This window comes from Cyanobium sp. Candia 9D4 (assembly GCF_024346155.1).
GTDB lineage: Bacteria > Cyanobacteriota > Cyanobacteriia > PCC-6307 > Cyanobiaceae > Cyanobium > Cyanobium minutissimum.
The window spans coordinates 37,904-61,948 of sequence record NZ_JAGQCK010000002.1 but is presented as its reverse complement, the minus strand read 5'-3'; the positions used below and the strand labels follow the sequence as shown (position 1 = coordinate 61,948).

Sequence of the window (24,045 nt, the reverse complement as noted above, 5' to 3'; positions counted from 1 at the left end):
TTTGGGCCCCGTGACAATTCCCTCGTTGGCATACGACCATGTGCCGGTTGCCCTGTGCCGGTTTGTCCCCTTCCGCCTGCGTCGCCTCCTGGCAGACCCTTGACCCCCGGCGGCCGGAGCAGGTGCCGCTGCGCTGCTGGTGGGCCCGCCCCGCCGACGGGCCGCCCCGGGCCGGTGTGCTGGTGCTGCCGGAGGTGTTCGGCCTCAATGGCTGGATCCGGGGCGTGGCGGAGCGGCTGGCGGCGGTGGGGTATGCGGCGCTGGCGGTGCCCCTGTTCGCCCGCACCGCCCCCGATCTGGAGCTGGGCTACGACCCCGATGCGCTGGCCCTCGGGCGCAGCCACAAGGAGCGCACCCGCACCGAAGCGCTGCTCGCCGACGTGGGCCTGGCCGCCGACTGGCTGCGGAGCCAGCTGCCCCCCGAGGCCGCGGGCGCGGGCCTGGGGTGCGTGGGCTTCTGCTTCGGCGGCCACGTCGCCCTGCTCGCGGCCAGCCTGCCGGCGGTGGCCGCCACGGTGGATTTCTACGGGGCCGGCGTGGCCTCGGGCCGTCCCGGCGGCGGGCCCCCCAGCCTGGAGCTGGTGCCGACGATCGGCGGCACCCTGCTGTGCATCTGCGGCCGGGAGGATCCCCTGATCCCGGCCGCGGACGTGGCGGCGATCGAAACGGCCCTGGCCGCGGCCAATGCCGCCCGTGCCGCGGCCGCGCCGGCCCGGCGGCCGCACCGGCTGGAGGTGCTGGAGGGGGGGCACGGCTTCATGTGCGCGGCCCGCTCCGACCACCACCCGGCTTCGGCGGCGGCGGGATGGTCGCTGCTGCTGGACACCTTCGCGCAGCAGCTGGGACCGGAAAGGCACCAGGCGGGAGGCTGAATCGGACCTGGCCAGGAGCCCGGGGGATCTCGGCCCGAGGGCGGCTCAGCTGCAGCGCGTCAGCCGGCCGCGGCGGCCGCCGTCTTGCCGGCCGCCTGCTTGCGCGGGCTCAGGAACATGATCATGTTGCGGCCTTCCCGCTTGGGGGGCTGCTGGATCTCGGCGTTCTCCTCGAGGTCCTTGGCCATGCGGTACAGCAGCTGCTCGGCCAGGGCCGTGTGCTGGATCTCCCGGCCCCGGAAGATCACCGTGCACTTCACCTTGTCGCCGGACTTGAGGAAGCGCACCGCCTGACCGATGCGCACCTGGTAGTCGTGCGAATCGATCTTGTAGCGCATCTTCACTTCCTTGACTTCGGTCTGGTGCGACTTCTTCTTGGCCTCCTTGGCCTTCTTCTCCTGCTCGAACTTGTATTTGCCGTAATCCATGATCCGGCAGACCGGCGGATCGGCCTTCTCGCTCACCAGGACCAGATCCAGCTCCCGGTCGCGGGCGACATCGAGGGCCGCCTCTCGGGTGATGACTCCCAGTTGACTGCCGTCCGCATCCACCACACGAAGGTTGGGGTAGCTGATGCGGTCGTTGATGTTGGGCAGCTCCCGCACGGGAGCACGGCGATCAAAACGGGGACGGGGAGGCATTCACAGGGGCGGTTAGTCCTTCACCTTAAACCGCCCGCGGTCGCCCCCAGAGCACGCTGAAGCACATCCGCCTCCGAGGCCGGGCCCGCGACGCCATCCGTCAGCCAGAGGGGATGGTGCTGGCGCCGGAACCAGGTGCGCTGCCGCTTGGCGTACTGGCGGGTGCGCCGCTCCGTCAGGGCGATGGCGGCCGCCGGCTCCATTTCCCCCCGCAGCAGCCGGGCGGCTTCGCCGTAGCCGATCGTCTCCAGCAGGGGGCAGTCGGCCCCGAAGCGCTCGACCAGCTGCGCCGTCTCCTCCACCAGCCCGCCGGCGTAAAGGGCGGCGGTGCGGCGGTGGATGCGCTGGGGCAGATCGGCCGGATCCAGGCCCAGCTCCAGCACCCGCCAGGGGGGAGGGGACTGGCCCTGCTGGGCCGACAGGGGCCTGCCGGTGGCATAGAGCACCTCCAGGGCCCGGCTGGTGCGCACCGCATCCGCCGCGGCGATGCGACCGGCCGCCGCCGGATCCGCCTGCCGCAGCATCCGGTGACAGACCGGCTGGCCCAGGGCGGCGAACTGGGCCCTCAGGGCAGGCTGGGGCGGCACCGCCGGCGGCCGCAGGCCGGCCAGCAGGGCCTTGAGGTAGAGCCCGCTGCCCCCCACCAGCAGGGCCACGCCGCGGCGGCGATGCTCCGCTTCGATGGCGGCGCTGGCCAGGGCCGTGAACTCCTGCAGGGTGAGGGGCCGGTCGGGGTCGCTCAGATCCAGCAGCTCGTGCCGCACCCGGGCCCGCTGCTCGGCGCTGGGCTTGGCCGTGCCCACGTCCATGTGGCGGTACATCTGGCGGGAATCCACCGAAAGCACGGCCAGGTCGAGAGCTTCGGCCAGCTCGATCGCCAGGGCGGTCTTGCCGCTGGCCGTCGGGCCCAGCAGGGCGATCACCAGGGGCGCCACGGGTGGCCTGGGCGGGGGGATCGGGCCATCCTGCCGGAGGCGGGCTCGGAGGGCGGTTGCACCCCCGGCCCGAATCGGTGCTCAGAGGCGCCTCTGGGGCCCTCCGGGACGGCGGTGGTAGATTGACCTTTGCGCAGCGTCCTTTGGGAGCCGCTTCGCCCCATTGCCGCCCCACCGCCCCTGGGATTCGCCGCCCTTGTCAGCCCCCTGGGGAGCCCCTTTTCTGAATGAGCGACGCCATCAAAGTCGAAGCGGCCTACGGCGCCGAACAGATTCAGGTGCTGGAAGGCCTGGAGCCGGTGCGCAAACGGCCCGGCATGTACATCGGCACCACCGGGCCCCGGGGTCTCCACCATCTCGTCTATGAGGTCGTCGACAACTCGGTCGACGAGGCCCTGGCGGGCCACTGCGACGAGATCCTGGTGACCCTGCATGGGGATGGCTCCGCCAGCGTCACCGACAACGGCCGCGGCATCCCCACCGACATTCATCCCCGCACCGGCCGCAGCGCCCTGGAGACGGTGCTGACCGTGCTCCACGCCGGCGGCAAGTTCGGCAGCGGCGGTTACAAGGTCTCCGGCGGCCTGCACGGCGTCGGCATCTCGGTGGTCAACGCCCTCAGTGAGTGGGTGGAGGTGACCGTCCACCGCCAGGGCCAGGTCCACCGCCAGCGGTTCGAGCGCGGCCTGCCGATCGGCACCCTCGCCTCCGAGGACGCCCCCGATGCCCACACCGGCACGTCGGTGCGCTTCCGGCCCGACATCGAGATCTTCAGCGGCGGGATCGAGTTCGACTACCACACCCTCTCGGCCCGGCTGCGGGAGCTCGCCTACCTCAATGGCGGGGTCCGCATCGTCTTCCGCGACGAACGCTCCGCCGCCGCCGGCGCCGATGGGGAAGCCCACGAGGAGATCTACCACTACGAAGGCGGCATCAAGGAGTACGTCGCCTACATGAATGCGGAGAAGGATCCGCTCCATCCCGAGATCATCTACGTCAACGCCACCAAGGACGGCGTCCAGGTGGAGGCGGCGCTGCAGTGGTGCGTCGATGCCTATTCCGACAGCATCCTGGGCTTCGCCAACAACATCCGCACCGTCGACGGCGGCACCCACATCGAGGGCCTCAAGACGGTGCTCACCCGCACCCTCAACACCTTCGCCAAGAAGCGGGGCAAGCGCAAGGACGCCGACGCCAACCTGGCCGGGGAGAACATCCGCGAAGGCCTCACCGCCGTGCTGTCGGTGAAGGTGCCGGATCCGGAGTTCGAGGGCCAGACCAAGACCAAGCTGGGCAACACCGAGGTGCGCGGCATCGTCGACACCACCGTGGGCGAGGCGCTCGGCGAATACCTGGAATTCAATCCCCAGGTGATCGACCTGATCCTTGAGAAGGCCATCCAGGCCTTCAACGCCGCCGAGGCCGCCCGCCGGGCCCGGGAACTGGTCCGGCGCAAGTCGGTGCTGGAGAGCTCCACCCTGCCCGGCAAGCTGGCCGACTGCAGCTCCCGCGACCCCAGCGAATCGGAGATCTACATCGTGGAGGGGGACTCGGCCGGCGGCTCCGCCAAGCAGGGCCGTGACCGCCGCTTTCAGGCCATCCTGCCCCTGCGCGGCAAGATCCTCAACATCGAGAAGACCGACGACGCCAAGATCTACAAGAACACCGAGATCCAGGCCCTGATCACCGCCTTGGGACTGGGCATCAAGGGGGAGGACTTCGAGGAGAAGAATCTCCGCTATCACCGCATTGTCATCATGACGGACGCGGACGTCGACGGCGCCCACATCCGCACCCTGCTGCTCACCTTCTTCTACCGCTACCAGAAGGCGCTGGTGGAGGGTGGCTACATCTATATCGCCTGCCCGCCCCTCTACAAGGTGGAGCGCGGCAAGAACCACAACTACTGCTACAACGAAAACGAGCTCAAGAAGGTGCTCGAAGGGTTCGGTGAGAAGGCCAACTACAACATCCAGCGCTTCAAGGGCCTTGGCGAAATGATGCCCAAGCAGCTCTGGGAAACCACCATGGACCCCGAGACCCGCATGATGAAGCGGGTCGAGATCGAGGATGCCCTCGAGGCCGACCGCATCTTCACGATCCTGATGGGCGACAAGGTCGCCCCCCGCAGGGAATTCATCGAGACCCACAGCGCCGAGCTGGATTTCGCCCAGCTCGACATCTGATGCGCCCGCGTCCTGTGATGCCGCTGCCGGCCTGGCGCTGGGCCGCCCTTCTGGGATTCGCCCTGATGGCCCCCGCCACCCTGCCCGCCGGCGGCGGCGAGCGACGCCTGCCGGAGGTGAGGCGGCGCGAGCGCCAGGCCGAGCCCCTGATCAGCAGCGGCAGCCTCGGCCTCCACTGCGCCCCCCGCTGCCAGGCACCGGTGCTGGTCCGCCTCGAAACCGGCGCCCCGCTGCGGGTGCTGCGGGAATGGCTGGAGCCCGGCGGGCGCCGCTGGCTGCGGGTGGAGGCCTCCACCGCCGACGGCCGGGCCAGCCGGGGCTGGCTGCCCGGCTGATTCAGGCTGCCAGGGCCTTCTCGATCGCGGCGGTCAGCTCGGCCCCGTCCGGTTCCACGGCGCTCTTGAAGCGGGCCACCACGGTGCCGTCCTTGCCGATCAGGAACTTCTCGAAGTTCCAGGCCACGTCGCCCGCCGGCTCCGCCTGGGTGAGGGTGTCGTAGGGGGCCGTCTTGGTCCCGGTGGCGTGCACCTTGTCGAACAGCTCGAAGCCGACGCCGAAGGTGGTGGAGCAGAACTGCTGGATCTCCTCCAGGGTGCCCGGCTCCTGGGCGCCGAAGTCATTGCAGGGGAAGCCGAGCACGGCGAAGCCCCGGGGGCCGAAGCGGTCCTGGAGGGCCTGCAGGCCGGCGTACTGACGGGTGAAGCCGCAGCGGCTGGCCACGTTGACGATCAGCAGCACCTGGCCGGCCCACTCACCGAGCCGGCGCTCCTGGCCGGCGGCGGTACGCACCACCACGTCGCTCACGTTCACGGCCATGGGTTCCTGGGAAGGGGAGAACGCCGCGGACCCTAGCGGCCCAGCCCATACACTCGTACCCACCGGCATCCGAGGAGCGATGGCTGAGGCCTCCGCCGTCGCCGAGGTGGTGGCCCGCCAGCTGGAGGGGCTGCTGCAGGCAGGGAACTACGACGGCGCCAAGCTGCTGCTGCAACCCGTGCAGCCGGTGGATTCCGCCGAGGCGATCGGCACCCTGCCGCGCACGCTCCAGGCCCTCGCCTTCCGGCTGCTGCCCAAGAACGAGGCCATCGAGGTCTACGAGTACCTCGATGGCTCGGTGCAGCAGAGCCTGCTGGAACGGCTGCGCTCCGGCGAGGTGCTGGAACTGGTGGAGGAGATGTCCCCGGACGACCGGGTGCGGCTCTTCGACGAACTGCCGGCCAAGGTGGTCCGGCGGCTGCTGGCGGAGCTGAGCCCGGCGGAGCGGCGGGTCACCGCCCAGATGCTCGGCTACGAGGCCGAGACCGCCGGTCGCCTGATGACCACCGAGTTCATCGACCTCAAGGAATTCCACAGCGCCCAGCAGGCCCTTGACATCGTGCGTCGTCGGGCCCGGGACACCGAGACCATCTACAGCCTCTACGTGACCGATGCCTCCCGGCATCTCAGCGGCATGCTGTCGCTGCGGGATCTGGTGACGGCCGATCCGGAGGACCGACTCGGGGACGTGATGACCCGGGAGGTGATGAGCGTCAGCACCGACACCGACCAGGAGGAGGTGGCCCGGGTGATCCAGCGCTACGACTTCCTGGCCGTGCCGGTGGTGGACCGGGAGCAGCGCCTGGTGGGCATCGTCACCGTCGACGACGTCATCGACGTCATCCAGCAAGAAGCCACCCGCGACCTCTACGCCGCCGGCGCCGTGCAGGCGGGTGACGAGGACGACTATTTCCGCAGCAACCTGTTCACCGTGGCGCGACGCCGGGTGGTGTGGCTGCTAGTGCTGCTGGTGGCCAACACCGGCACATCGGCGGTGATCGCCTCTGAGCAGCATGTGCTGAAACAGGTGGTGCTGCTGGCGGCCTTCATTCCGCTGCTGATCGGCACCGGCGGCAACGTGGGCGCCCAGAGCTCCACCGTGGTCATCCGGGGTCTGAGCACCCAGCGACTGCAGTCCCTGGGACCATGGCGCACGATCGGCCGGGAACTGGTGGCCGGGGCGCTGCTGGGTGGGCTGCTGGCGGTGGTGGTGGTGCCCTGGGCCTGGACCATGGGGGGCAGTGCGCTGGTGGCCGCCTCGGCGGGCATCAGCCTGGTGGCCATCACCACCCTGGCCGCCACCGCCGGTGCGGCCCTGCCCCTGCTGTTCGACCGCCTCGGCCTGGATCCGGCCCTGATGTCGGCCCCCTTCATCACCACGGCCACCGACGTGGCGGGCGTGTTCATCTACCTCAGGACCGCCCAGCTGCTGCTGCCCCGGCTCGGCGGCGGCTGATCCGGGCCTGCGCTGGGGGCCGCGACGCCCCATGGGCCCCATCGGAACGGGCTTTTGGACCACTCCCGTTTCTGAGAGGAGTTCACACTTCGTGATGTTACGCTTTACAGACAGTTATGGATCGGATCCATGGTCGTCGCCCTCGCCTTCGCCCAGCCCTCGACGTCCGATACGGTCCAGATGGCCGAGACGCTCCAGGTGTCCGACACGGTCCAGGCCGTGGTCCGCGCCTCGCCCGGCCGCTCCATGCCGCCAGTGGACGGCGATCTGGTCCGTTCCTACCTGCGGGACATCGGCCGCGTGCCGCTGCTCAGCCATGAGCAGGAGATCACCCTGGGCCGCCAGGTCCAGGAGCTGATGACCCTTGAGGAGCTGCGCGAGGAGCTGAAGATGCGCGCCGGCGGCTCCGATCCCAGCCAGCAGGAACTGGCGGCGGCGGCGGGCCTGCGCCCGGAGGTGCTGCGCAAGCGCCTGCACGCCGGCCGCCGCGCCAAGGAGCGCATGGTGGCCGCCAACCTGCGCCTGGTGGTGAGTGTGGCCAAGAAGTACACCAAGCGGAACATGGAGCTCCTGGACCTGATCCAGGAGGGCACCATCGGCCTGGTGCGGGGCGTCGAGAAGTTCGATCCCACCCGCGGCTACAAGTTCTCCACCTACGCCTACTGGTGGATCCGCCAGGGCATCACCCGGGCGATCGCCGAGAAGAGCCGCACCATCCGCCTGCCGATCCACATCACCGAAACCCTCAACAAGCTCAAGAAGGGCCAGCGGGAACTCAGCCAGGAGCTCGGCCGCACCCCCACCCTGAGCGAACTGGCGGTGGCGGTGGAACTGCCCGAGGAGGAGGTGAAGGATCTGCTCTGCCGCGCCCGCCAGCCGGTGAGCCTGGAGACGAAGGTGGGCGACGGCGAGGACACCGAACTGCTGGATCTGCTGGCCGGCGACGACCTGCTGCCCGCCGATCTGGTGGACGGCGAATGCCTCAAGGGGGACCTGCGGGCGCTGCTGGAGCAGCTGCCGGAACTGCAGGGGCGGGTGCTGAAGATGCGCTACGGCATCGACGGCGAGGAGCCGATGAGCCTCACCGGCATTGGTCGCATCCTGGGCATCAGCCGCGACCGGGTTCGGAATCTGGAGCGCGACGGGCTGGCGGGTCTGCGCCGCCTCAGCGACGCCGTCGAGGCTTACGTGGCCATCTGAGGCCCTCCAGGCGCACCGTTTGCGAGGCTTGGAACCGCCCGCACCTCCCCCTCCCATGGCCGGCATGCCCCCAGCAGCCTCGGAGGACCCGACGATGGAGGTGATCAGTCTCTTCCCCCGCTACCTGCTCCAGGGCCATCTGGGTCCGACCCAGCTGGCCGACCTGCAGGCCATGGCTAGGGCGGTGCTGGCCGCGCCCGAGCGCAGTCCCGACGCCTCGGTGAAACTGGCCGGCCAGCTCACCCAGCAGCGGGAGCTCGGCCCCGACCACCCCGCCGCCGCCGAACTCTGTCGCTCGGTGATCCTGCCAGCCTGCGAGCGCTGGATCCGCCACGTGATCGACCAGCAGCCGCCCCAGGGGCGGGGCCCCTGGACGCCGGGTCGCTACGGCCTGCAGATGATCGACCTCTGGCTCAACGCCCAGCGCGCCGGCGACTACAACCCCACCCATACCCACGGCGGCAGCTTCTCCGGCGTGCTGTTCCTGCAGGTGCCGCCCCAGATCCGGGCCGACAGCTTCGACGGCCAGCTCTGTTTCCACGGCCCGGAGGAATGGCACATCCAGAGCTTCCGCACCGGCATGGCCCACTACGTGCTGCCGGTGCCCGGCGATTTCTATGTGTTCCCGGCCTGGCAGCCCCACTCGGTGCCCCCCTTCCGGGGGGAGGGGGAACGCTGGTCGATCGCCTTCAACGTGGTGGCCGTGCCCCAGCCGCCCCAGCGCCCCGCGCCGCCGCCTGCCTCCGCCCAGGGGGGAGGGCAGGGCGGCGTCCAGGGCAATGTGTCCCTCTCCAGCAGCCGACCCCGACCGGGTGGGTTCCTCTAGGCCGCGGCCCCCGGCGGATCCGGGCCCGATCAAGCCCCTGCGGGGTGAACTGTTGGCCTGGTGGGAGCGGGACGGACGCCACCAGATCCCCTGGAAGCTTCACCCCGACGGCTCCCGGCCGGGGCCGGGGGAGCCCCTGGCCGCCTACGGGATCTGGGTGGCCGAGGTGATGCTGCAGCAGACCCAGCTGGCGGTGGTGCTGCCCTACTGGCACCGCTGGATGGCGGCGTTTCCCGACCTCGGCGCCCTCGCGGCCGCCAGCGAGCACGACGTGCTGATGCTCTGGCAGGGCCTGGGCTACTACGCCCGGGCCCGCCGGCTGCACGCGGGGGCCCGGCAGCTCATCGCCGCGGCCGACCCCTCCACCGCGGGCAGCGGCGACCCCTGGCCGCGCACGCTCGAGGGCTGGATGGCCCTGCCGGGCATCGGCCGCAGCACCGCCGGCAGCATCCTCTCCTCCGCCTTCGATCGGCCCTTCGCGATCCTCGACGGCAACGTCCAGCGGGTGCTGGCCCGGCTGGTGGCCCACCCGGTTCCGCCGAAGCGGGAGCTGGCCGGGTTCTGGCGGCTCAGCGAAACCCTGCTCGACCCCCAGCGGCCCCGCGCTTTCAACCAGGCCCTGATGGACCTGGGCGCCGGCGTCTGCACCCCCCGCCAGCCCGCCTGCGGCACCTGCCCGTGGCAGGCGCAGTGCGCTGCCTACGCTGCCGGCGACCCCGGCCGCTTCCCCGTGAAGGACACCCCCCCGCCCGTGCCGTTCCAGGTGATCGGGGTGGGGGTGGTGTCGGACGCTGCCGGCAGGGTGCTGATCGACCAGCGGCTCCCGGAGGGCCTGCTCGGGGGGCTGTGGGAGTTCCCGGGGGGCAAGCAGGAGCCGGGCGAGGCGATCGAGGCGACCATCCAACGCGAGCTGCGCGAGGAGCTGGCCATCGAGGTGACGGTGGGGGAGGAGCTGATCACCCTCGAGCACTCCTACAGCCACAAGCGGCTGCGCTTCGTGGTGCATCTCTGCCGCTGGCGCTCGGGGGAGCCGCAGCCGCTGGCCTCCCAGCAGGTGCGCTGGGTGGCGCCCCAGGAGCTCTCGTCCTATCCGTTCCCGGCCGCCAACGCCCGCATCATCGCGGCGCTGGAGGCGCGGCTGGCGGCGGGGTGAAGCCTGGCGGCCTGAAGCCTGGCGGTGTGATCCGTGCCACGCGGCCTTCGCCATCCTCCCGGTGGCTCAGCGCCACCTCCCAGGCTCCTTCCGGCCGGAAGCTGAGCCGCTCGGGCCACTCCACCGCCAGCACGGCGCCAAGGCCGCGGGCGTCCTCCTCCTCCTGGGCGAACAGTTCATCGGCCGCGGCGCCCGGCTCCAGCCGATAAAGATCCAGATGCACCAGGGCCGTGGTGCCCGCGTCGGAGCCGACATCGGTGTCGTAGTGCTGGGCCAGGGCGAAGGTGGGGCTGGTGACCGGCTCGCTGATGCCCAGGGCGGCGGCCAGCCCCTGCACCAGGGACGTCTTGCCGGCCCCGAGCTCCCCCCGCAGCAGCAGCAGGGCGCCGTCAGCGGCACCAGCCGCGAGCAGCTGCGACGCCAGCCGCCGCCCCAGTGCGTCAGTGGCGGCGGGGTCCGCCAGATGGCACACCTCGATCGCGTCCGTGGATTCCATCGATGTAGATTGCCCTCCAGCGAGCCCGAAGCCTCGGCGTCTCTGCAGATATTTCCACTTCTTCGTCCTCCCTTCGGGGAGCTTCCCATGCATGGTGGCAACACCTTCCAGCCCTGAGGCTGCCTTCGCTGGTCTTCAGGCAACGTCTTCGTATGTGATCGCCGATCTCGGCCTGGCCGACTGGGGCCGCAAGGAACTGGCGATCGCCGAAACCGAGATGCCCGGCCTGATGGCCCTGCGCGAAAAGTTCGGTGCCGAGCAGCCCCTGAAGGGTGCCCGGATCGCCGGCAGCCTGCACATGACGATCCAGACCGCCGTTCTGATCGAGACCCTGGTGGCCCTCGGCGCCGAGGTGCGCTGGGCCTCCTGCAACATCTTCTCCACCCAGGACCACGCCGCCGCCGCCATCGCCGCCGCCGGCATCCCGGTGTTTGCCTACAAGGGTGAAACCCTTGATGAGTACTGGGCCTTCACCCACCGCATCCTCGAGTGGGGCGATGGCGGCACCCCCAACATGATCCTCGACGACGGTGGCGATGCCACCGGCCTGGTGGTGCTCGGCAGCAAGGCCGAGAAGGATCTCTCGGTGCTCGACAACCCCTCCAGCGAGGAGGAAGTTGCACTGTTCAACTCCATCCGCCAGCGGCTGGCGGTTCAGCCGGGCTTCTACTCCCGCATCTACGCCAACATCCAGGGCGTCACCGAGGAGACCACCACCGGTGTGGCCCGTCTGTACCAGATGCAGAAGAGCGGTGAGCTGCCGTTCCCGGCCATCAACGTCAACGACTCGGTCACCAAGAGCAAGTTCGACAACCTCTACGGCTGCCGCGAGTCGCTGGTCGACAGCATCAAGCGCGCCACCGATGTGATGGTGGCCGGCAAGGTGGCCCTGGTGCTCGGCTATGGCGATGTGGGCAAGGGTTCGGCCCAGTCCCTGCGCGGGCTCGGCGCCACGGTGATGATCGCCGAGATCGATCCGATCTGCGCCCTGCAGGCCGCCATGGAGGGCTATCGCGTCGTGCGTCTTGAGGACGTGGTGGCGGATGTGGACATCTTCGTGACCGCCACGGGCAACTACCATGTGATCCGCCACGAGCACCTGCTTGCCATGAAGAATCAGGCGATCGTGTGCAACATCGGCCACTTCGACAACGAAATCGATGTGGCGTCCCTCAAGCAGTACGCCTGGGAGAACATCAAGCCCCAGGTGGATCACGTGATCCTGCCCAGCGGCAACCGGATCATCCTGCTGGCCGAAGGCCGGCTGGTGAACCTGGGCTGCGGCACCGGTCACCCCAGCTTCGTGATGAGCAACTCCTTCACCAACCAGGTGCTGGCCCAGATCGAGCTCTTCACCAAGGGCGATGAGTACGGCAAGGAGGTCTACGTGCTGCCCAAGCACCTCGACGAGATGGTGGCCCGTCTCCACCTCGACCGGATCGGTGCCAGGCTCACCGAGCTCACCCCCGAGCAGGCGGCCTATATCGCCGTGCCGGTGGAAGGCCCCTACAAGCTCGACCACTACCGCTACTGAGCGGCCACGGCCCGGCGCTGCTGGCAGCGTCCGGGCCGTCGTGGAAGACTGGCGCCTCTGATCCGGCTGGCCCGATGGCGATCGAACTGGTCCAGAAGCTGCCCGAGATGATCGGCGCGGCGGTGGAGGCCAACCCGGCGGCAGGGTATGGCGCGATCTTCGCGGCCATGTTCCTGGAGAACCTGTTCCCCCCGATTCCCTCCGAGCTGATCATGCCGCTCGGGGGGTTTTTTGTGCATCAGGGCAAGCTCTCCCTGGTGCCGGTGGTGCTGGCCGGCCTGCTGGGCACCGTGCTCGGTGCCCTTCCCTGGTACGGCATCGGCCGGCTGGTGAACGAGGAGCGCATCGAGCACTGGCTGGAACGCCACGGCCGCTGGATCGGCATCAGCCCCCAGGAGCTGCACCGCAGCCGCCGCTGGTTCAGCCGCCACGGCACGGCGCTGGTGTTCTGGGGACGGCTGGTGCCCGGCATCCGCACCCTGATCTCGGTGCCCGCCGGCATCGAGATGATGCCCCTGACGCCCTTCCTGATCTGGACCACCGCCGGCAGCCTGATCTGGACCCTGCTGCTGACCCTGGCGGGGCTGGCGCTGGGGGAGAGCTACACGAACGTGGAGCTCTGGATCGAGCCGGCCGCCCGGGTGATCAAGGTGCTGCTGGTGCTGGCGGTGCTGGCGGGGGCCGTGTGGGTGGGGCTGCGGATCTGGAAGCAGAGCCGCCATCGGTCCTGACGGAGTGCCTGCAAGGGTCCCGGCCCCGCCCCGGACAGTAAAAAAGGCGCCCCGGGGGGCGCCTTCTCTGGCTTCGGACGCTTGATAACCCGGCTGGGCCACTGGCACAAGCCCCCGCGGCGACAGCTCGGTCGAAATGCTCAGAAGGGCACTTCTTCCTGGCTGGGCTCACCGCCACCGAAGCCCCCGCCGAAGCTGCCGCCGCCGCTCTCCGCGTCCCGCTTGCTGCCGAGCAGCTCCAGCCGATCGACGCGGATCACCGGCTTGCTGCGTTCTTCACCACTGGCCCTGTCCGTCCAGCGGTCGAGCTTGAAGGAGCCGATGATGCCGATCAGGGCACCCTTGCGGACGTAGTCGGCGGCCACCTGGGCCTGCTTGCCCCAGATCTCCAGGTTGAACCAGTCGGGCTCGTCGTCGCGGCTGCGGCGGTTCACCGCCAGGGTGAGGTTGGCGACCATGCTGCCGGATTCGAAGTAGCGGACCTCCGGGTCGCGGCCGGCCCGGCCGACGAGGGTGATGGAATTGACGCCCATGGCGTGCTCCTGGAACGAATGGATCAATGATGCGGCACCCCGATCGGGGGCCTCTCCCTTTCCGTTCCACCCTTCGTCCCGGTTGTCACACCCGCCGGCTCCCCGGGGGGGCTCCGGGAATGCCCCACCTATGATTGACCGCTGCCAGAGGCCTTGCCCGTGTTTTTCCGCCGTTTCCAGTTCTCCCGCGACATCGGCATCGACCTGGGGACGGCCAACACGCTGATGTACGTCTCGGGCAAGGGGATCGTGCTGCAGGAGCCGTCGGTGGTGGCCATCGACCTGGAGCGGGGCACCCCCCTGGCGGTGGGCGAGGAGGCCAAGCTGATGCTCGGCCGCACCCCCGGCAACATCCGGGCGATCCGGCCCCTGCGCGACGGCGTCATCGCCGACTTCGACGCCGCCGAGCAGATGATCAAGAGCTTCATCCAGAAGGGCAACGAAGGCCGCGGCGTGATCGCTCCGCGGCTGGTGATCGGCATCCCCAGCGGCGTCACCGGCGTCGAGCGCCGGGCCGTGCATCAGGCGGGCCTGGCCGGGGCCCGGCAGGTGCACCTGATCGATGAGCCGGTGGCGGCCGCCATCGGCGCCGGTCTGCCGGTGACCGATCCGGTGGGCACGATGATCGTCGACATCGGCGGCGGCACCACCGAGGTGGCCGTGCTCAGCCTGGGCGGCACCGTGCTGAGCGAGTCGGTGCGGGTGGCCGGCGACGAGCTCAGCGACGCCATCAGCGTGTACCTCAAGAAGGTCCACAACCTGGTGGTGGGCGAGCGCACCGCCGAGGACATCAAGATCCGCATCGGCTCCGCCTTCCCCGACGACGGCCACGACGAGACCTCCATGGACGTGCGGGGCCTGCACCTGCTCTCCGGCCTGCCGCGCACGATCAACATCCGGGCCGGCGACATCCGCGAGGCCATGGCCGAGCCGCTCAACGTGATCGTCGAGGCGGTCAAGCGCACCCTGGAGCGCACCCCTCCCGAACTGGCGGCCGACATCGTCGACCGGGGGATCATGCTCGCCGGCGGCGGTGCCCTGGTGCGGGGCATCTGCGACCTGATCAGCCACGAGACCGGCATCCTCACCCATGTGGCCGAGGACCCCCTGCTCTGCGTGGTCAACGGCTGCGGCATGGTCCTGGAGGACTACAGCCGGCTTGAGCGCGTGCTCGACACCCCCGAATTCGCCCGTCAGACGGCCTGAGTCCGATGCCGGCATGGCGCTGGCTCCGCTTCGTCGACGGCTCCTCCCTGCGACGCCTCCTGCCCTGGCTGCTGGTGCTGCTGGCGCTCGTGGCCGTGCGTCTCAGCAAGGGGGCCATGCTCACCGACGCCTACGCCTTCCTCAGCCGGCCCTTCTGGCCGGGGACCGCCCAGGCCGAATGGCTGCGCTCGGCCCGCCGGGTGGAAGACGGCGCCCGGCTGGCCCAGCTGGAGCGTGACAACCAGCGGCTGCGCTCGCTCCTGGAGCTGCAGCAGAAGAATCCCAACCGGGTGACGGCGCCGGTGATCTCCCGGGAGGGATCCGGCTGGTGGCGCCAGCTGCTGCTCGGCCAGGGGGCCCTCAGCGGCATCCGGGCCGGCCAGGCCGTGCTCGGCCCCGGTGGCCTGGTCGGTCTGGTGGGGAGCGTCACCCCCAGCACCGCCACCGTCACCCTGCTCACCGACCCCAGCAGCCGGGTCGGGGTCTGGGTGGGGCGCACCCAGCACCATGGCCTGCTCACCGGCATCGGCACCGCCCGGCCCCTGCTGCGCTTTCTGGAGAAGGATCCCCAGGCCCGCCCCGGTGATGTGGTGGTGACCTCCCCGGCCAGCACCCTGGTGCCCCCCAACCTGCCGGTGGGCGTGATCCAGACCATGGACGCCAATGCCGATCCGGCGCCGGAGGCGGTGGTGCAGCTGATCGCGCCGGTCTCGGCCCTCGACTGGGTGCAGGTGCAGGTGCGCTGATGGACCTGCTCACCCGGCAGCCCCTGCTCGCCGCCACGGTTCTGCTGGTGCCGCTGCTGGCCCTGGCCTCGCCGGGCTGGCTGGCCCTCGACGGCGTCGGTCCCTGCTGGGCGGTGCTGTGGCTGCTGCCCTGGGCGCTCAGCGACGGGCCCTTCTCGGGGGCCTGCGCCGGCCTGGCCCTGGGCCTGCTGCTGGATGCCCTCCACCCCGGCGGTGTCACCCAGATTCCCGCCCTGCTGCTGCTGGGCTGGTGGTGGGGGCGGATGGGACGGCGGGCGGCGCCGATCCAGCGCAGCTTCAGCCTCGGCCTGCTTGCCCTGCTGGGAACGGCCGTGCTGGGCCTCACCCTGATGCTGCAGTGGGGCGTCCTCGACTGGATCGGCACCCGGGACGTGCTCCAGCAGGCGGGACCGCTGGCCAGCCGCAGCGCCCGGGAGCACGGGGTGAATCCGGCCCTGCTGGCCCTGCCGGGCTGGCGCTGGGATGATCTGGCGGGATCCGGCCTGCGGGTTCTGCTTGCCCAGACCCTGATCACGGCCCTGCTCGCACCAATGCTCTGCTCCCTGCAACTGCTGCTCTGGCGGCAACTGGGCTCCGGCTGGCGCCGCTAGGCCATGGCCAGGATGTCTCCCCACTCCAGCCGGCCGTCCCGCCTGCCCCGCCGTCAGGCCCTGCGGCTGCTGGCCGCCCCGTTCGCCCTCGCCCTCGCCGCCGGGGCCTGTGCCCGGCCGCCAGCGTCCGGCCGGGGCAAGGTGCTCAACGTCTGGACCCTGGACCTGGCGCCCCGCTTCAACGCCTACATGGGGCGGGTGATCGCCGCCTGGGAGCGGGCCCATCCCGGCGTGACGGTGCGCTGGACCGACGTGCCCTGGGGGTCGGTGGAACGCAAGCTGCTGGCCTCGGTGTTTGCCCGCACCGCGCCGGATCTGGTCAACCTCAACCCCAACTTCGCCGCCAACCTGGCCAGCAAGGGGGGCCTGAGGGACCTCACGCCCCTGCTGCCCGCCGATGCCGCCGAGCGCTACCTGGCCGGCATCTGGACCTCCGGCCAGCAGGGGGGCGAACAGTTCGGCATCCCCTGGTACCTGACGGCCCGGGTGACGATCGCCAACCGCCGGCTGCTGCAGAAGGCCGGCCTGGCCGCTCCGCCGCGCCGCTGGGAGGAGGTGCCCGCCTATGCCGAGGCCGTCCGGCGCCGCACCGGCCGTTACGCCCTGTTCGTGACCGTGGTCCCCGACGACTCCGGCGAGCTGATGGAGGCGCTGGTGCAGATGGGGGTGCGGCTGCTCGACGACCGCCAGCGGGCGGCGTTCAACAGCCCCGCCGGTCGCCGGGCCTTCGCCTTCTGGAGCGATCTCTACCGCCGCGGGCTGCTGCCGCGGGAGGTGGTGAGCCAGGGCTACCGGCGGGCGATCGAGCTCTACCAGGCGGGGGACCTGGCCCAGGTGGCCAGCGGCCCGGATTTCCTGCGCAACCTGCAGACCAACGCCCCCGGCATCGCCGCCACCTCCGCCCCCTTCCCGCCCCTGACCGGGGCCAGCGGCGAGGCCAACGTGGCGGTGATGAACCTGGTGGTGCCGCGTCAGAGCGCCATGGCCCCGGAGGCGCTGAGCTTCGCCCTGTTCCTCAGCGATGCCGCCAACCAGCTGGCCTTCGCCGAGGAGGCCCGGGTGCTGCCCTCCTCCCGCGGTGCCCTGGCCAGCCTGGAGGGGCGGCTGCGGGCGGCGGTGCCCGCCGACGGGCAGGAGCGGCTGGTCCACAGCGCCCGACTGCTGTCGATCGAGACCCTGGCCGCGGCGCGGGTGCTGGTGCCGGCGACCCCGGGGGTGAAACGACTGCAGGCGATCCTCTACACCCAGCTGCAGCGGGCGATGCTGGGGCAGCTCGACAGCGATGCGGCCCTGGCGGAGGCCGAGCGGCAGTGGAACAGCTACGCCGAGGCCCGCTGGCCCTGAGGCCGCCGCCGGCGGGACTGGCACCCTGAAGAAATGTTGTCAATCGGCCAGAGGCCTGCTGCCGGAGCCGATCCCGTGTTCACGGCCTGAAACGGCGTCGCGTTATGGTTGCGATTCTTCATCCGGTCGGACAGGAGCGATGCCCACGCAATCGGTCGCATCCTCTGCATCCTCTGCGTCCTCTGCGTCGCCGGCTTCCCCCTTCACCGACGGGGCTGATCTGCAGGAGTCTTCCGGTGGGGCTCCCGCCGTTCAGCAGCCCGCGTCTCCCCCTCCCTCCGACCAGCAGCCCACCCAGCCGATCGCCACTCTGCTGGTCGTCGACGACGAAGCGGCCGTGCGCCGGGTGCTGCTGATGCGTCTGCAGCTGGCCGGCTACCGGGTGCTGTGCGCCGAGGACGGTGAGGAGGCCCTGGCGCTGTTCCACAAGGAGCAGCCCGACCTGGTCGTCCTTGACGTCATGCTGCCGAAGCTGGACGGCTTCGCCGTCTGCCGGCGGCTGCGGGCCGAATCCTGCGTGCCGATCATCTTCCTCTCCGCCCTCGATGCCATCGCCGAGCGGGTGGCTGGGCTGGACCTGGGGGCCGACGACTACCTGCCCAAACCCTTCAGCCCCAAGGAGCTGGAGGCCCGCATCTCCACGATCCTGCGCCGCATGGGCCGTGGGGCCGCCACCAGCGAGCCGCGGGAGCTGCCCACGGGATCCGGCGTGCTGCGGGTGGGGGATCTGGTGGTCGACACCAACCGCCGCCAGGTGACCCGCGAGGGCCAGCGCATCGCCCTCACGTACACCGAATTCAGCCTGCTGGAGCTGCTGTTCCGCGAACCCGGCCGGGTGGTGCCCCGGGCCGAGATCCTCGAGCAGCTCTGGGGCTACCCGCCGCGCCGGGCCGCCGACCTGCGGGTGGTGGATGTCTACGTGGCGCGCCTGCGCGGCAAGCTCGAGCCCGACCCCCGCAACCCGGAGCTGATCCTCACGGTGCGCGGCACGGGCTACGCCTCCCAGCGCATGGGCGAGGGAACCCTGGCCGCCGCCGGCTGAGTCCCCCGCCTGGTCGCCGTCGGCTGATCCTGCAGGATGGCTGCGATCCTTCTCCATCCCCCTGCCTGCCTTGTCGGATCTGCGTGAGACCCGTCTGGAGAAAGCCCGCACCCTGGAGGCCCTGGGACGGGCCCCCTATGCCCTCGGCTTCGCCCCCAGCCACCGCACCGCCGAGCTGCAGCAGGCCCACGCCGACCTGGCCAACGGCGAAGAGCGGGCTGTTGACGTCGCGGTGGCCGGTCGGGTGATGACCCGGCGGGTGATGGGCAAGCTGGCCTTCTTCACCATCGCCGACGAATCCGGCCCGATCCAGCTGTTCATCGAGAAGGCCGCCCTGCTGGCGGCCCACCCGGAGGAGCCCGAGGCCTTCGCCCAGATCACCTCCCTGGTGGATGGCGGTGACTGGATCGGCGTGCACGGCAGCCTGCGCCGCACCGACCGGGGCGAGCTGTCGGTGAAGGTGACCGACTGGGTGATGCTCTCCAAGGCGCTCCAGCCCCTGCCCGACAAGTGGCATGGCCTGGCGGACGTGGAGAAGCGCTACCGCCAGCGCTACCTGGATCTGATCGTCTCGCCCCACACCCGCGAAACCTTCCGGCGCCGGGCCCGGCTGGTGAGCGCCATGCGCCGTTGGCTGGACGAGCGTGACTTCCTCGAGATCGAGACGCCCGTCCTGCAGACGGAGGCCGGCGGCGCCGACGCCCGCCCCTTCGCCACCCACCACAACGCCCTCGACCTGCCCCTGACCCTGCGCATCGCCACCGAGCTGCACCTCAAGCGGCTGGTGGTGGGCGGCTTCGAGCGGGTCTACGAACTGGGGCGCATCTTCCGCAACGAGGGGGTGAGCACCCGCCACAACCCCGAGTTCACCTCGGTGGAGATCTACCAGGCCTTCGCCGACTACCACACGATGATGGATCTCACCGAGCAGCTGCTGGCGACGGCCTGCCTGGAGGTCTGCGGGGACACCCGGATCACCTACCAGGGCACCGAGATCGACCTGACCCCGCCCTGGCGGCGGGTCACCATGCACGAGCTGGTGGAGCAGGCCACCGGCCTGGATTTCAGCGGCTTCGGCGATCGCGCCGAGGCGGTGGCGGCGATGGAGGCCGCCGGTCTGGCGGCCCCCGAGGCCGCTGACAGCGTCGGCCGGCTGCTGGTGGAGGCCTTCGAGCAGGCGGTGGAGACCACCCTGGTGCAGCCCACCTTCGTGATGGACTACCCGGTGGAGAATTCGCCCCTGGCCCGGGCCCACCGCAGCAAGCCGGGGCTGGTGGAGCGCTTCGAGCTGTTCATCGTCGGGCGGGAGACGGCCAACGCCTTCAGCGAACTGATCGACCCCCTCGATCAGCGCGCCAGGCTCGAGCTGCAGCAGCTGCGCCGCCAGGCGGGGGACCCCGAAGCCCAGACGGTGGACGAGGATTTCCTCCACGCCCTGGAGGTGGGCATGCCCCCCACCGGCGGCCTCGGCATCGGCATCGATCGCCTCGCCATGCTGCTCACCGACAGCCCCTCGATCCGGGATGTGATCGCCTTCCCCCTGCTGCGCCCGGAGGCCCGCGAAAAGGCCTGAACCGACGCAGTGGGATAATGGCCCCAGTTGGCCTTCTCCCCCTCGGGGCTCTGGTATGAGTGGTGAGCGCGTCGGTTTTCGCTTTCAACACGCCGATGCGGTGGTGAAGCGCAATCCCCAGGGGCGATCCCGCCGTGGCTGGGTCATGGAGCCCGTGGAGCAGACCACCAGCCGGGGCACCAAGATGCCCGCGTATCGCATCCGCTGGCGGGACAGTGAACGTCCGGAAATCGTTCTCCAGCACATGCTCATCGCCGATCCCGACCCCACCCCGCCGCCCGAGGGCGTGAGCCTGGTGCCGCCGGCTCCCAAGAAGTAGCCCGCCCCGGGGCCCCGCTCCGGTCCCGCTCAGATCCAGCCCCGCAGCCGGTAGGCCAGCAGGCCGAGATGTTCGCGCATGGCCGTGGTGGTGAGCACCAGGGCTTCGGCGCTGGGCAGCACGCCCATCAGGGTGCCCGCCAGGGTGGGTGTGCCGAAGGAACGCCGGTCGGGCAGCTGGAAGTCGCAGGCCACCGGGATGATCCGCAGCTCCGGAGCGGCACGGCGCAGGGTGGCGAGGGAACGGGGCAGGTGGGTGGCACTGGTGACCAGCAGCAGGGAGGTCCAGCCCCGCTGGCGGGCCACCCGCACCAGGGCGCCCGCCTCCTCGCCGGTGTTGCGCCCTTCTTCGCTGGTCACGATCCGATCGGCCGCCACCCCCAGGCTGGTGGCCAGGGCCTTGGCCAGCCGGGCCTCACCGGCCGCCGGATCGTTGGCCATGAAGGTGACCTTGCCGCCGGTCACCAGCAGCCAGGGGGCCTTGCCTTCCCGCATCAGGGCCACGGCCCGCAGCAGCCGGTCGCCGGCCTCGTTCACCTCCACCCCCTGGCGCGGCGGCAGGGCCGGCCGCAGGCCGCCGCCCAGTACCAGCACCGCATCGGCCCGCGGGATCGGCGCCGGCGTCAGCCGGGCGGCCCGCTCCTCCAGGCTCCAGACCAGCTGCCGGCTCAGCAGGGGGGTGGCCGCCAGCCAGAGCAGGGCGATGCCCACCCCGGAGAGCACCGGGCCGAAGCGGCGCTGGCCGCCCAGCAGGCCGGCGATCTGGAGCAGCAGGGCCAGGCCGAGGGGGTAGAGGCCGAGCGGCAGCAGTTTCGAGAGCAGGAAACCCATGGGGCGGCGGGGTTCAGCGCTGGCTGCGGCGCTTCAGCTCCTGCAGCTCCTGCTGGGCCTCGAACCGGGCCCAGTCGGCCTCCAGGTCGGGGGTGGAGGCGGCGCCGGTGCGGGGACGGCTGGTGAGCTCGGCCAGCTCCTGCTCCACGCCGGCGAAGCGCTGGCCCAGATCGGCCAGGGCGCGCCAGCGGTGGCGGCCCTGGTCCATCAGCCCGGTCACATGCTGCTCGGCCCGGCCGGCCAGGTCCTCGGCGCCGGCGGCCCGGGCCCGGCCGGTGCGCTCCTGCCACTGGCGGATCTCCTCGGCCAGCCGCAGCAGTTCGCGCCGCTGCTCCTCCGCCTGCTGGCGCAGGCGCACCCGTTCGGCCAGCAGCTGCCGCTGCCGGTCGCGGGCGGCCTGCTCCCGCAGCAGCTCCTCCTGCTGGGGGTTGGTGCGCAGGAAGCCCTCCAGCTGCTGATCCAGCCGCGCCTCCAGTTCCTCCAGCCAGCTGCTGCTCATGGCACCGGTTCGCCGGGGGCGCGGGTGATCAGGGGCGCCTCGATCTCCTCCTGCAGGGGGGTGATGGCCGCCTCCCGGGAGCGCAGCAGCAGCTGGGTGAGCCGGGCGATGGCCCCCTCCCCCAGATCCTGCTCGCCGATGCGATCGAAGGCCCGGCGGTAGAGGTCCTCGAGTTCCTCGATCAGCCCCTCGCGCACCCCGCGCATGGACTGACGCTGCTCCTCCCTGCTCATGGCTCGCTCCGGTGCTGTTCCGAGTCTGCCTGCACCAGCAGGTGCAGGGCGAAATCGCCGGCGGCATCGCTCCAGCGGCCCGCCCCCACCCAGCCGGCGTCGGCGGCCAGGGCGAGGAAGGCCCCGGGGGCGTACTTGTGGCTGTACTCGGTGATCAGGGCTTCGCCGGCAGCGAATGGCCAGGGCCGGCCGGCCAGCTGCACGGTGAGCTCCCGGCGGCTCACCAGGGCCATGGCGATGCGGGACTGGCCGGCGTCCCACCAGGCCCGGTAGTCGAAGTCGTCGGGGTGGAAATCGCCGTCCAGATCACGGTTCAGCCGGGTCAGCAGGTTGCGGGCGAAGGCCTCCGACCAGCCGGCGGCGTCGTTGTAGGCCGCCTCCAGCCGCTCCACCGCCTTGGGCTGGTCGATGCCGATCAGCAGGCGGCTGCCCGGCCCCAGCAGCCGGCGGAACTGGCGCAGCAGGTCCCGGGCGCCGGCGGGATCGAAGTTGCCGATCGAGCTGCCCGGGTAGAAGCCCAGGCGGCCGTGGCCCTCCAGGGCGGGGTGGTCGGGCAGCTGCTCCAGGCGGCTGTAGTCGCAGCAGATGCCGAGCACCGGCAGGTCGGGATGGCGTTGCTGCAGGGCCCGGCAGGCGGGGGCCAGGTGGTCGGCGCTGATGTCGAGGGCGACGTAGGCGGCGGGCCGCAGGGCGGCGAGCAGGGGGCCCACCTTGCGGGCGCTGCCGGCACCGAATTCCACCACCACCCCGGGTCCGAGGGCGGCGGCCAGCTCGGGCGCCTTCGCCTCCAGCAGGGCCGTCTCGGTGCGGGTGAGGCCGTACTCCGGCTGCTCGCAGATGGCCTCGAACAGGCGGGAGCCCTCGGCGTCGTACAGCAGCCAGGCCGGCAGCTGCTTCGGCTGGCGGGCCATGCCGTCGACCACCAGCCGGGCCATGTCGGCCGGCTCGGGATGGAGGTCGATCAGCATGGAGTGCCGGTGCCGTCGTCAGCGCCATCGCGGGCCAGCCGCACTCCGGCGGCCATCCAGCGGCAGTGGGGCCCGAAGAAGTTGCGGTAGGTGGGGCGGGCGTGGCCCGCCGGGGTGAGGCAGCTGCTGCCGCGGAGCACGAACTGGGAGGTCATGAACTTGCCGTTGTATTCCCCGACGGCGCCGGCGGCGGGGTGGAACCCCGGGTAGGGCCGGTAGGGGCTGGCGGTCCACTGCCACAGGGCGCCGAAGGCCTGGGGCAGGGGGCGGCCGCCCGGTCGGGCGGCTTCCGCCACCACCAGCTCCCATTCGGCTTCGCTCGGCAGCCGGCCGCCGCTCCAGCGGGCGAAGGCATCGGCCTCGAACCAGCTGAGGTGCCGCACGGGGGCCTGGGGGAGGCGCGGCCGGCGGCCCGCCAGGGTGAATTCCCACTCCCCGCGCCAGTAGCGCGGTGCGCGCCAGCCGCGCTGCTGCACCAGCGCCCAGCCCTCGCTCATCCACAGCTCCGGCCGCCGGTAGCCGTCATCGGCGATGAAGGCGGCGTAGGCCTCGTTGGTGACCAGGGTTTCGGCCAGGCTGAAGGGTTCCAGCCACTGCCGGTGCCGGGGGGCCTCGTTGTCGAAGTGGAAACCGCCGCCGGCGTGGCCGATCTCCACCAGGCCGCCGGGGTGGGAGCGCCAGCCGCCGGTGATGTCCGCTGCCCCGGCGCCGGGGGGTTCGTCGCCGTAGGCGGGCTCCAGCGGGTTGCGGCTGAAGCCGTCGAGCAGATCCATCAGCAGCAGCTCCTGGTGCTGCTGCTCGTGCTGCAGCCCCAGCTCGACCAGCTCCAGCAGGGGGGCGGCGTCGTCGGCGGGGCCCCGATCCAGCTCCAGCAGCAGCGTCTCCAGCCCGGCGTCGACCCGCCGGCGCCAGGCGAGCACCTCGCCGATGGCCGGCCGGGTGAGCAGGCCCCGTTCGGGGCGGGGGTGGCGGCTGCCGACCGCCTCGTAATAGGAGTTGAACAGATGGCCCCAGCGGCGATCGGGGGTCGCGTGGCCCGGCAGGTGGGGCTCCAGCAGGAAGGTCTCGAAGAACCAGGTGGTGTGCCCCAGGTGCCACTTGGCGGGGCTGGCATCGGCCATGCCCTGGAGGCAGAGGTCCTCCGGTTCCAGGCCCTCGATCAGGCGTTCACTGTGCTGGCGGACCGCCTGGAGCCGTTGCAGGAGGCAGGTGATGTCCGCCGGCGCGTGTGCCCTGGAGCCCATGGTCCTGCCGTTCTCTGGGGGCGACCATAGGGATGTTCCCTACGATCCGGC

26 protein-coding genes are annotated in these 24,045 nt (G+C 71.1%); 16 read left to right on the top strand and 10 right to left on the bottom strand.

The window, feature by feature from the left end; all coding sequences use genetic code 11:
- Nucleotides 1-62: 62 nt before the first annotated feature.
- Nucleotides 63-872: a dienelactone hydrolase family protein gene (locus KBZ08_RS04875; protein WP_254971803.1), complete on the top strand. Its 810-nt coding sequence runs from the start codon at nt 63-65 to the stop codon at nt 870-872.
- A gap of 59 nt (nt 873-931) precedes the next feature.
- On the opposite strand, the gene infC is transcribed toward KBZ08_RS04875, so the two are convergent.
- Together infC and miaA are read right to left on the bottom strand one after the other, a co-directional pair.
- The gene (gene infC, locus KBZ08_RS04870) at nt 932-1,513 is read right to left on the bottom strand and encodes a translation initiation factor IF-3 (protein WP_015109796.1); all 582 of its coding nucleotides are present in this window, start codon (nt 1,511-1,513) and stop codon (nt 932-934) included.
- 20 nt (nt 1,514-1,533) lie between these two features.
- Nucleotides 1,534-2,469, bottom strand: coding sequence for a tRNA (adenosine(37)-N6)-dimethylallyltransferase MiaA (miaA, locus tag KBZ08_RS04865; protein WP_396122386.1), 936 nt, complete (start codon nt 2,467-2,469; stop codon nt 1,534-1,536).
- A gap of 206 nt (nt 2,470-2,675) precedes the next feature.
- Here miaA and gyrB point away from each other — a divergent pair, with 206 nt between their 5' ends.
- Together gyrB and KBZ08_RS04855 are read left to right on the top strand one after the other, a co-directional pair.
- Nucleotides 2,676-4,634, top strand: coding sequence for a DNA topoisomerase (ATP-hydrolyzing) subunit B (gene gyrB, locus KBZ08_RS04860; protein ID WP_254971801.1), 1,959 nt, complete (start codon nt 2,676-2,678; stop codon nt 4,632-4,634).
- Entirely contained in the window at nt 4,634-4,969 is a 336-nt protein-coding gene (locus KBZ08_RS04855; protein ID WP_219904330.1) for a hypothetical protein, read from the top strand. The genes gyrB and KBZ08_RS04855 overlap by 1 nt, the downstream gene beginning before the upstream one ends.
- 1 nt (nt 4,970) lies before the next feature.
- Here KBZ08_RS04855 and KBZ08_RS04850 read toward each other — a convergent pair whose 3' ends face one another.
- Complete coding sequence (locus KBZ08_RS04850; RefSeq protein WP_254971799.1) at nt 4,971-5,450, bottom strand: glutathione peroxidase; 480 nt, start codon at nt 5,448-5,450, stop codon at nt 4,971-4,973.
- Between the two features lie 79 nt (nt 5,451-5,529).
- Between KBZ08_RS04850 and mgtE the strand changes: the two genes are divergently transcribed.
- From mgtE to mutT, 4 genes are all read left to right on the top strand, one after another.
- The gene (gene mgtE, locus KBZ08_RS04845) at nt 5,530-6,906 is read left to right on the top strand and encodes a magnesium transporter (RefSeq protein ID WP_106222010.1); all 1,377 of its coding nucleotides are present in this window, start codon (nt 5,530-5,532) and stop codon (nt 6,904-6,906) included.
- 246 nt (nt 6,907-7,152) lie between these two features.
- Entirely contained in the window at nt 7,153-8,106 is a 954-nt protein-coding gene (locus KBZ08_RS04840) for an RpoD/SigA family RNA polymerase sigma factor (RefSeq protein WP_254972343.1), read from the top strand.
- Nucleotides 8,107-8,170: 64 nt separating this feature from the next.
- Complete coding sequence (locus KBZ08_RS04835; RefSeq protein WP_106222938.1) at nt 8,171-8,932, top strand: putative 2OG-Fe(II) oxygenase; 762 nt, start codon at nt 8,171-8,173, stop codon at nt 8,930-8,932.
- Nucleotides 8,919-10,085: an 8-oxo-dGTP diphosphatase MutT gene (mutT, locus tag KBZ08_RS04830; RefSeq protein ID WP_396122369.1), complete on the top strand. Its 1,167-nt coding sequence runs from the start codon at nt 8,919-8,921 to the stop codon at nt 10,083-10,085. Before KBZ08_RS04835 ends, mutT begins: the two co-directional genes overlap by 14 nt.
- Here the strand turns inward: mutT and tsaE are convergent.
- Nucleotides 10,048-10,581, bottom strand: a complete 534-nt coding sequence (gene tsaE, locus KBZ08_RS04825) for a tRNA (adenosine(37)-N6)-threonylcarbamoyltransferase complex ATPase subunit type 1 TsaE (RefSeq protein WP_254971797.1) — start codon at nt 10,579-10,581, stop codon at nt 10,048-10,050. The two genes, mutT and tsaE, sit on opposite strands and share 38 nt — an antisense overlap.
- Nucleotides 10,582-10,672: 91 nt before the next feature.
- Between tsaE and ahcY the strand changes: the two genes are divergently transcribed.
- The gene (gene ahcY / locus KBZ08_RS04820) at nt 10,673-12,115 is read left to right on the top strand and encodes an adenosylhomocysteinase (RefSeq protein ID WP_254971795.1); all 1,443 of its coding nucleotides are present in this window, start codon (nt 10,673-10,675) and stop codon (nt 12,113-12,115) included.
- 74 nt (nt 12,116-12,189) lie between these two features.
- Nucleotides 12,190-12,846: a DedA family protein gene (locus KBZ08_RS04815; RefSeq protein WP_254971793.1), complete on the top strand. Its 657-nt coding sequence runs from the start codon at nt 12,190-12,192 to the stop codon at nt 12,844-12,846.
- Nucleotides 12,847-12,986: 140 nt separating this feature from the next.
- Here KBZ08_RS04815 and KBZ08_RS04810 read toward each other — a convergent pair whose 3' ends face one another.
- Nucleotides 12,987-13,379 carry a single-stranded DNA-binding protein gene (locus tag KBZ08_RS04810; RefSeq protein WP_254971791.1) on the bottom strand — a complete coding sequence of 131 codons (393 nt, stop codon included), beginning with the start codon at nt 13,377-13,379 and terminating at the stop codon, nt 12,987-12,989.
- A 159-nt stretch (nt 13,380-13,538) separates the two neighbouring features.
- On the opposite strand from KBZ08_RS04810, the gene KBZ08_RS04805 reads away from it, so the two are divergent.
- The 7 genes from KBZ08_RS04805 to KBZ08_RS04775 all read left to right on the top strand — a co-directional run bounded on the left by KBZ08_RS04805 (nt 13,539) and on the right by KBZ08_RS04775 (nt 20,220).
- Nucleotides 13,539-14,585, top strand: coding sequence for a rod shape-determining protein (locus KBZ08_RS04805; RefSeq protein WP_043327022.1), 1,047 nt, complete (start codon nt 13,539-13,541; stop codon nt 14,583-14,585).
- 5 nt (nt 14,586-14,590) lie between these two features.
- Nucleotides 14,591-15,331: a rod shape-determining protein MreC gene (gene mreC / locus KBZ08_RS04800; RefSeq protein ID WP_015109777.1), complete on the top strand. Its 741-nt coding sequence runs from the start codon at nt 14,591-14,593 to the stop codon at nt 15,329-15,331.
- Nucleotides 15,331-15,942 carry a rod shape-determining protein MreD gene (locus tag KBZ08_RS04795; protein ID WP_106222900.1) on the top strand — a complete coding sequence of 204 codons (612 nt, stop codon included), beginning with the start codon at nt 15,331-15,333 and terminating at the stop codon, nt 15,940-15,942. Before mreC ends, KBZ08_RS04795 begins: the two co-directional genes overlap by 1 nt.
- A gap of 3 nt (nt 15,943-15,945) precedes the next feature.
- Nucleotides 15,946-17,286, top strand: a complete 1,341-nt coding sequence (locus tag KBZ08_RS04790) for a sugar ABC transporter substrate-binding protein (RefSeq protein ID WP_254971788.1) — start codon at nt 15,946-15,948, stop codon at nt 17,284-17,286.
- Between the two features lie 139 nt (nt 17,287-17,425).
- Entirely contained in the window at nt 17,426-18,328 is a 903-nt protein-coding gene (gene rpaB, locus KBZ08_RS04785) for a response regulator transcription factor RpaB (protein WP_254971786.1), read from the top strand.
- Nucleotides 18,329-18,398: 70 nt separating this feature from the next.
- Complete coding sequence (lysS, locus tag KBZ08_RS04780; RefSeq protein WP_106222903.1) at nt 18,399-19,901, top strand: lysine--tRNA ligase; 1,503 nt, start codon at nt 18,399-18,401, stop codon at nt 19,899-19,901.
- A 55-nt stretch (nt 19,902-19,956) separates the two neighbouring features.
- Entirely contained in the window at nt 19,957-20,220 is a 264-nt protein-coding gene (locus KBZ08_RS04775) for a hypothetical protein (protein ID WP_035832975.1), read from the top strand.
- A gap of 29 nt (nt 20,221-20,249) precedes the next feature.
- On the opposite strand, the gene KBZ08_RS04770 is transcribed toward KBZ08_RS04775, so the two are convergent.
- From KBZ08_RS04770 to egtB, 5 genes are read right to left on the bottom strand one after another with little or no spacing between them, the layout of a single operon-like run.
- Nucleotides 20,250-21,050: a YdcF family protein gene (locus KBZ08_RS04770; RefSeq protein ID WP_106222904.1), complete on the bottom strand. Its 801-nt coding sequence runs from the start codon at nt 21,048-21,050 to the stop codon at nt 20,250-20,252.
- Nucleotides 21,051-21,063: 13 nt separating this feature from the next.
- Complete coding sequence (locus KBZ08_RS04765) at nt 21,064-21,549, bottom strand: hercynine metabolism protein (RefSeq protein WP_254971784.1); 486 nt, start codon at nt 21,547-21,549, stop codon at nt 21,064-21,066.
- Nucleotides 21,546-21,782 carry a hercynine metabolism small protein gene (locus tag KBZ08_RS04760; RefSeq protein WP_094584291.1) on the bottom strand — a complete coding sequence of 79 codons (237 nt, stop codon included), beginning with the start codon at nt 21,780-21,782 and terminating at the stop codon, nt 21,546-21,548. Before KBZ08_RS04760 ends, KBZ08_RS04765 begins: the two co-directional genes overlap by 4 nt.
- Nucleotides 21,779-22,750 (bottom strand): L-histidine N(alpha)-methyltransferase, encoded by a 972-nt coding sequence (gene egtD / locus KBZ08_RS04755; RefSeq protein ID WP_106222905.1) that lies wholly within the window; start codon nt 22,748-22,750, stop codon nt 21,779-21,781. The genes KBZ08_RS04760 and egtD overlap by 4 nt, the downstream gene beginning before the upstream one ends.
- On the bottom strand, nt 22,744-23,994 hold the full coding sequence (gene egtB / locus KBZ08_RS04750) for an ergothioneine biosynthesis protein EgtB (protein ID WP_254971783.1): 1,251 nt from the start codon (nt 23,992-23,994) through the stop codon (nt 22,744-22,746). Before egtB ends, egtD begins: the two co-directional genes overlap by 7 nt.
- Nucleotides 23,995-24,045: the final 51 nt, after the last annotated feature.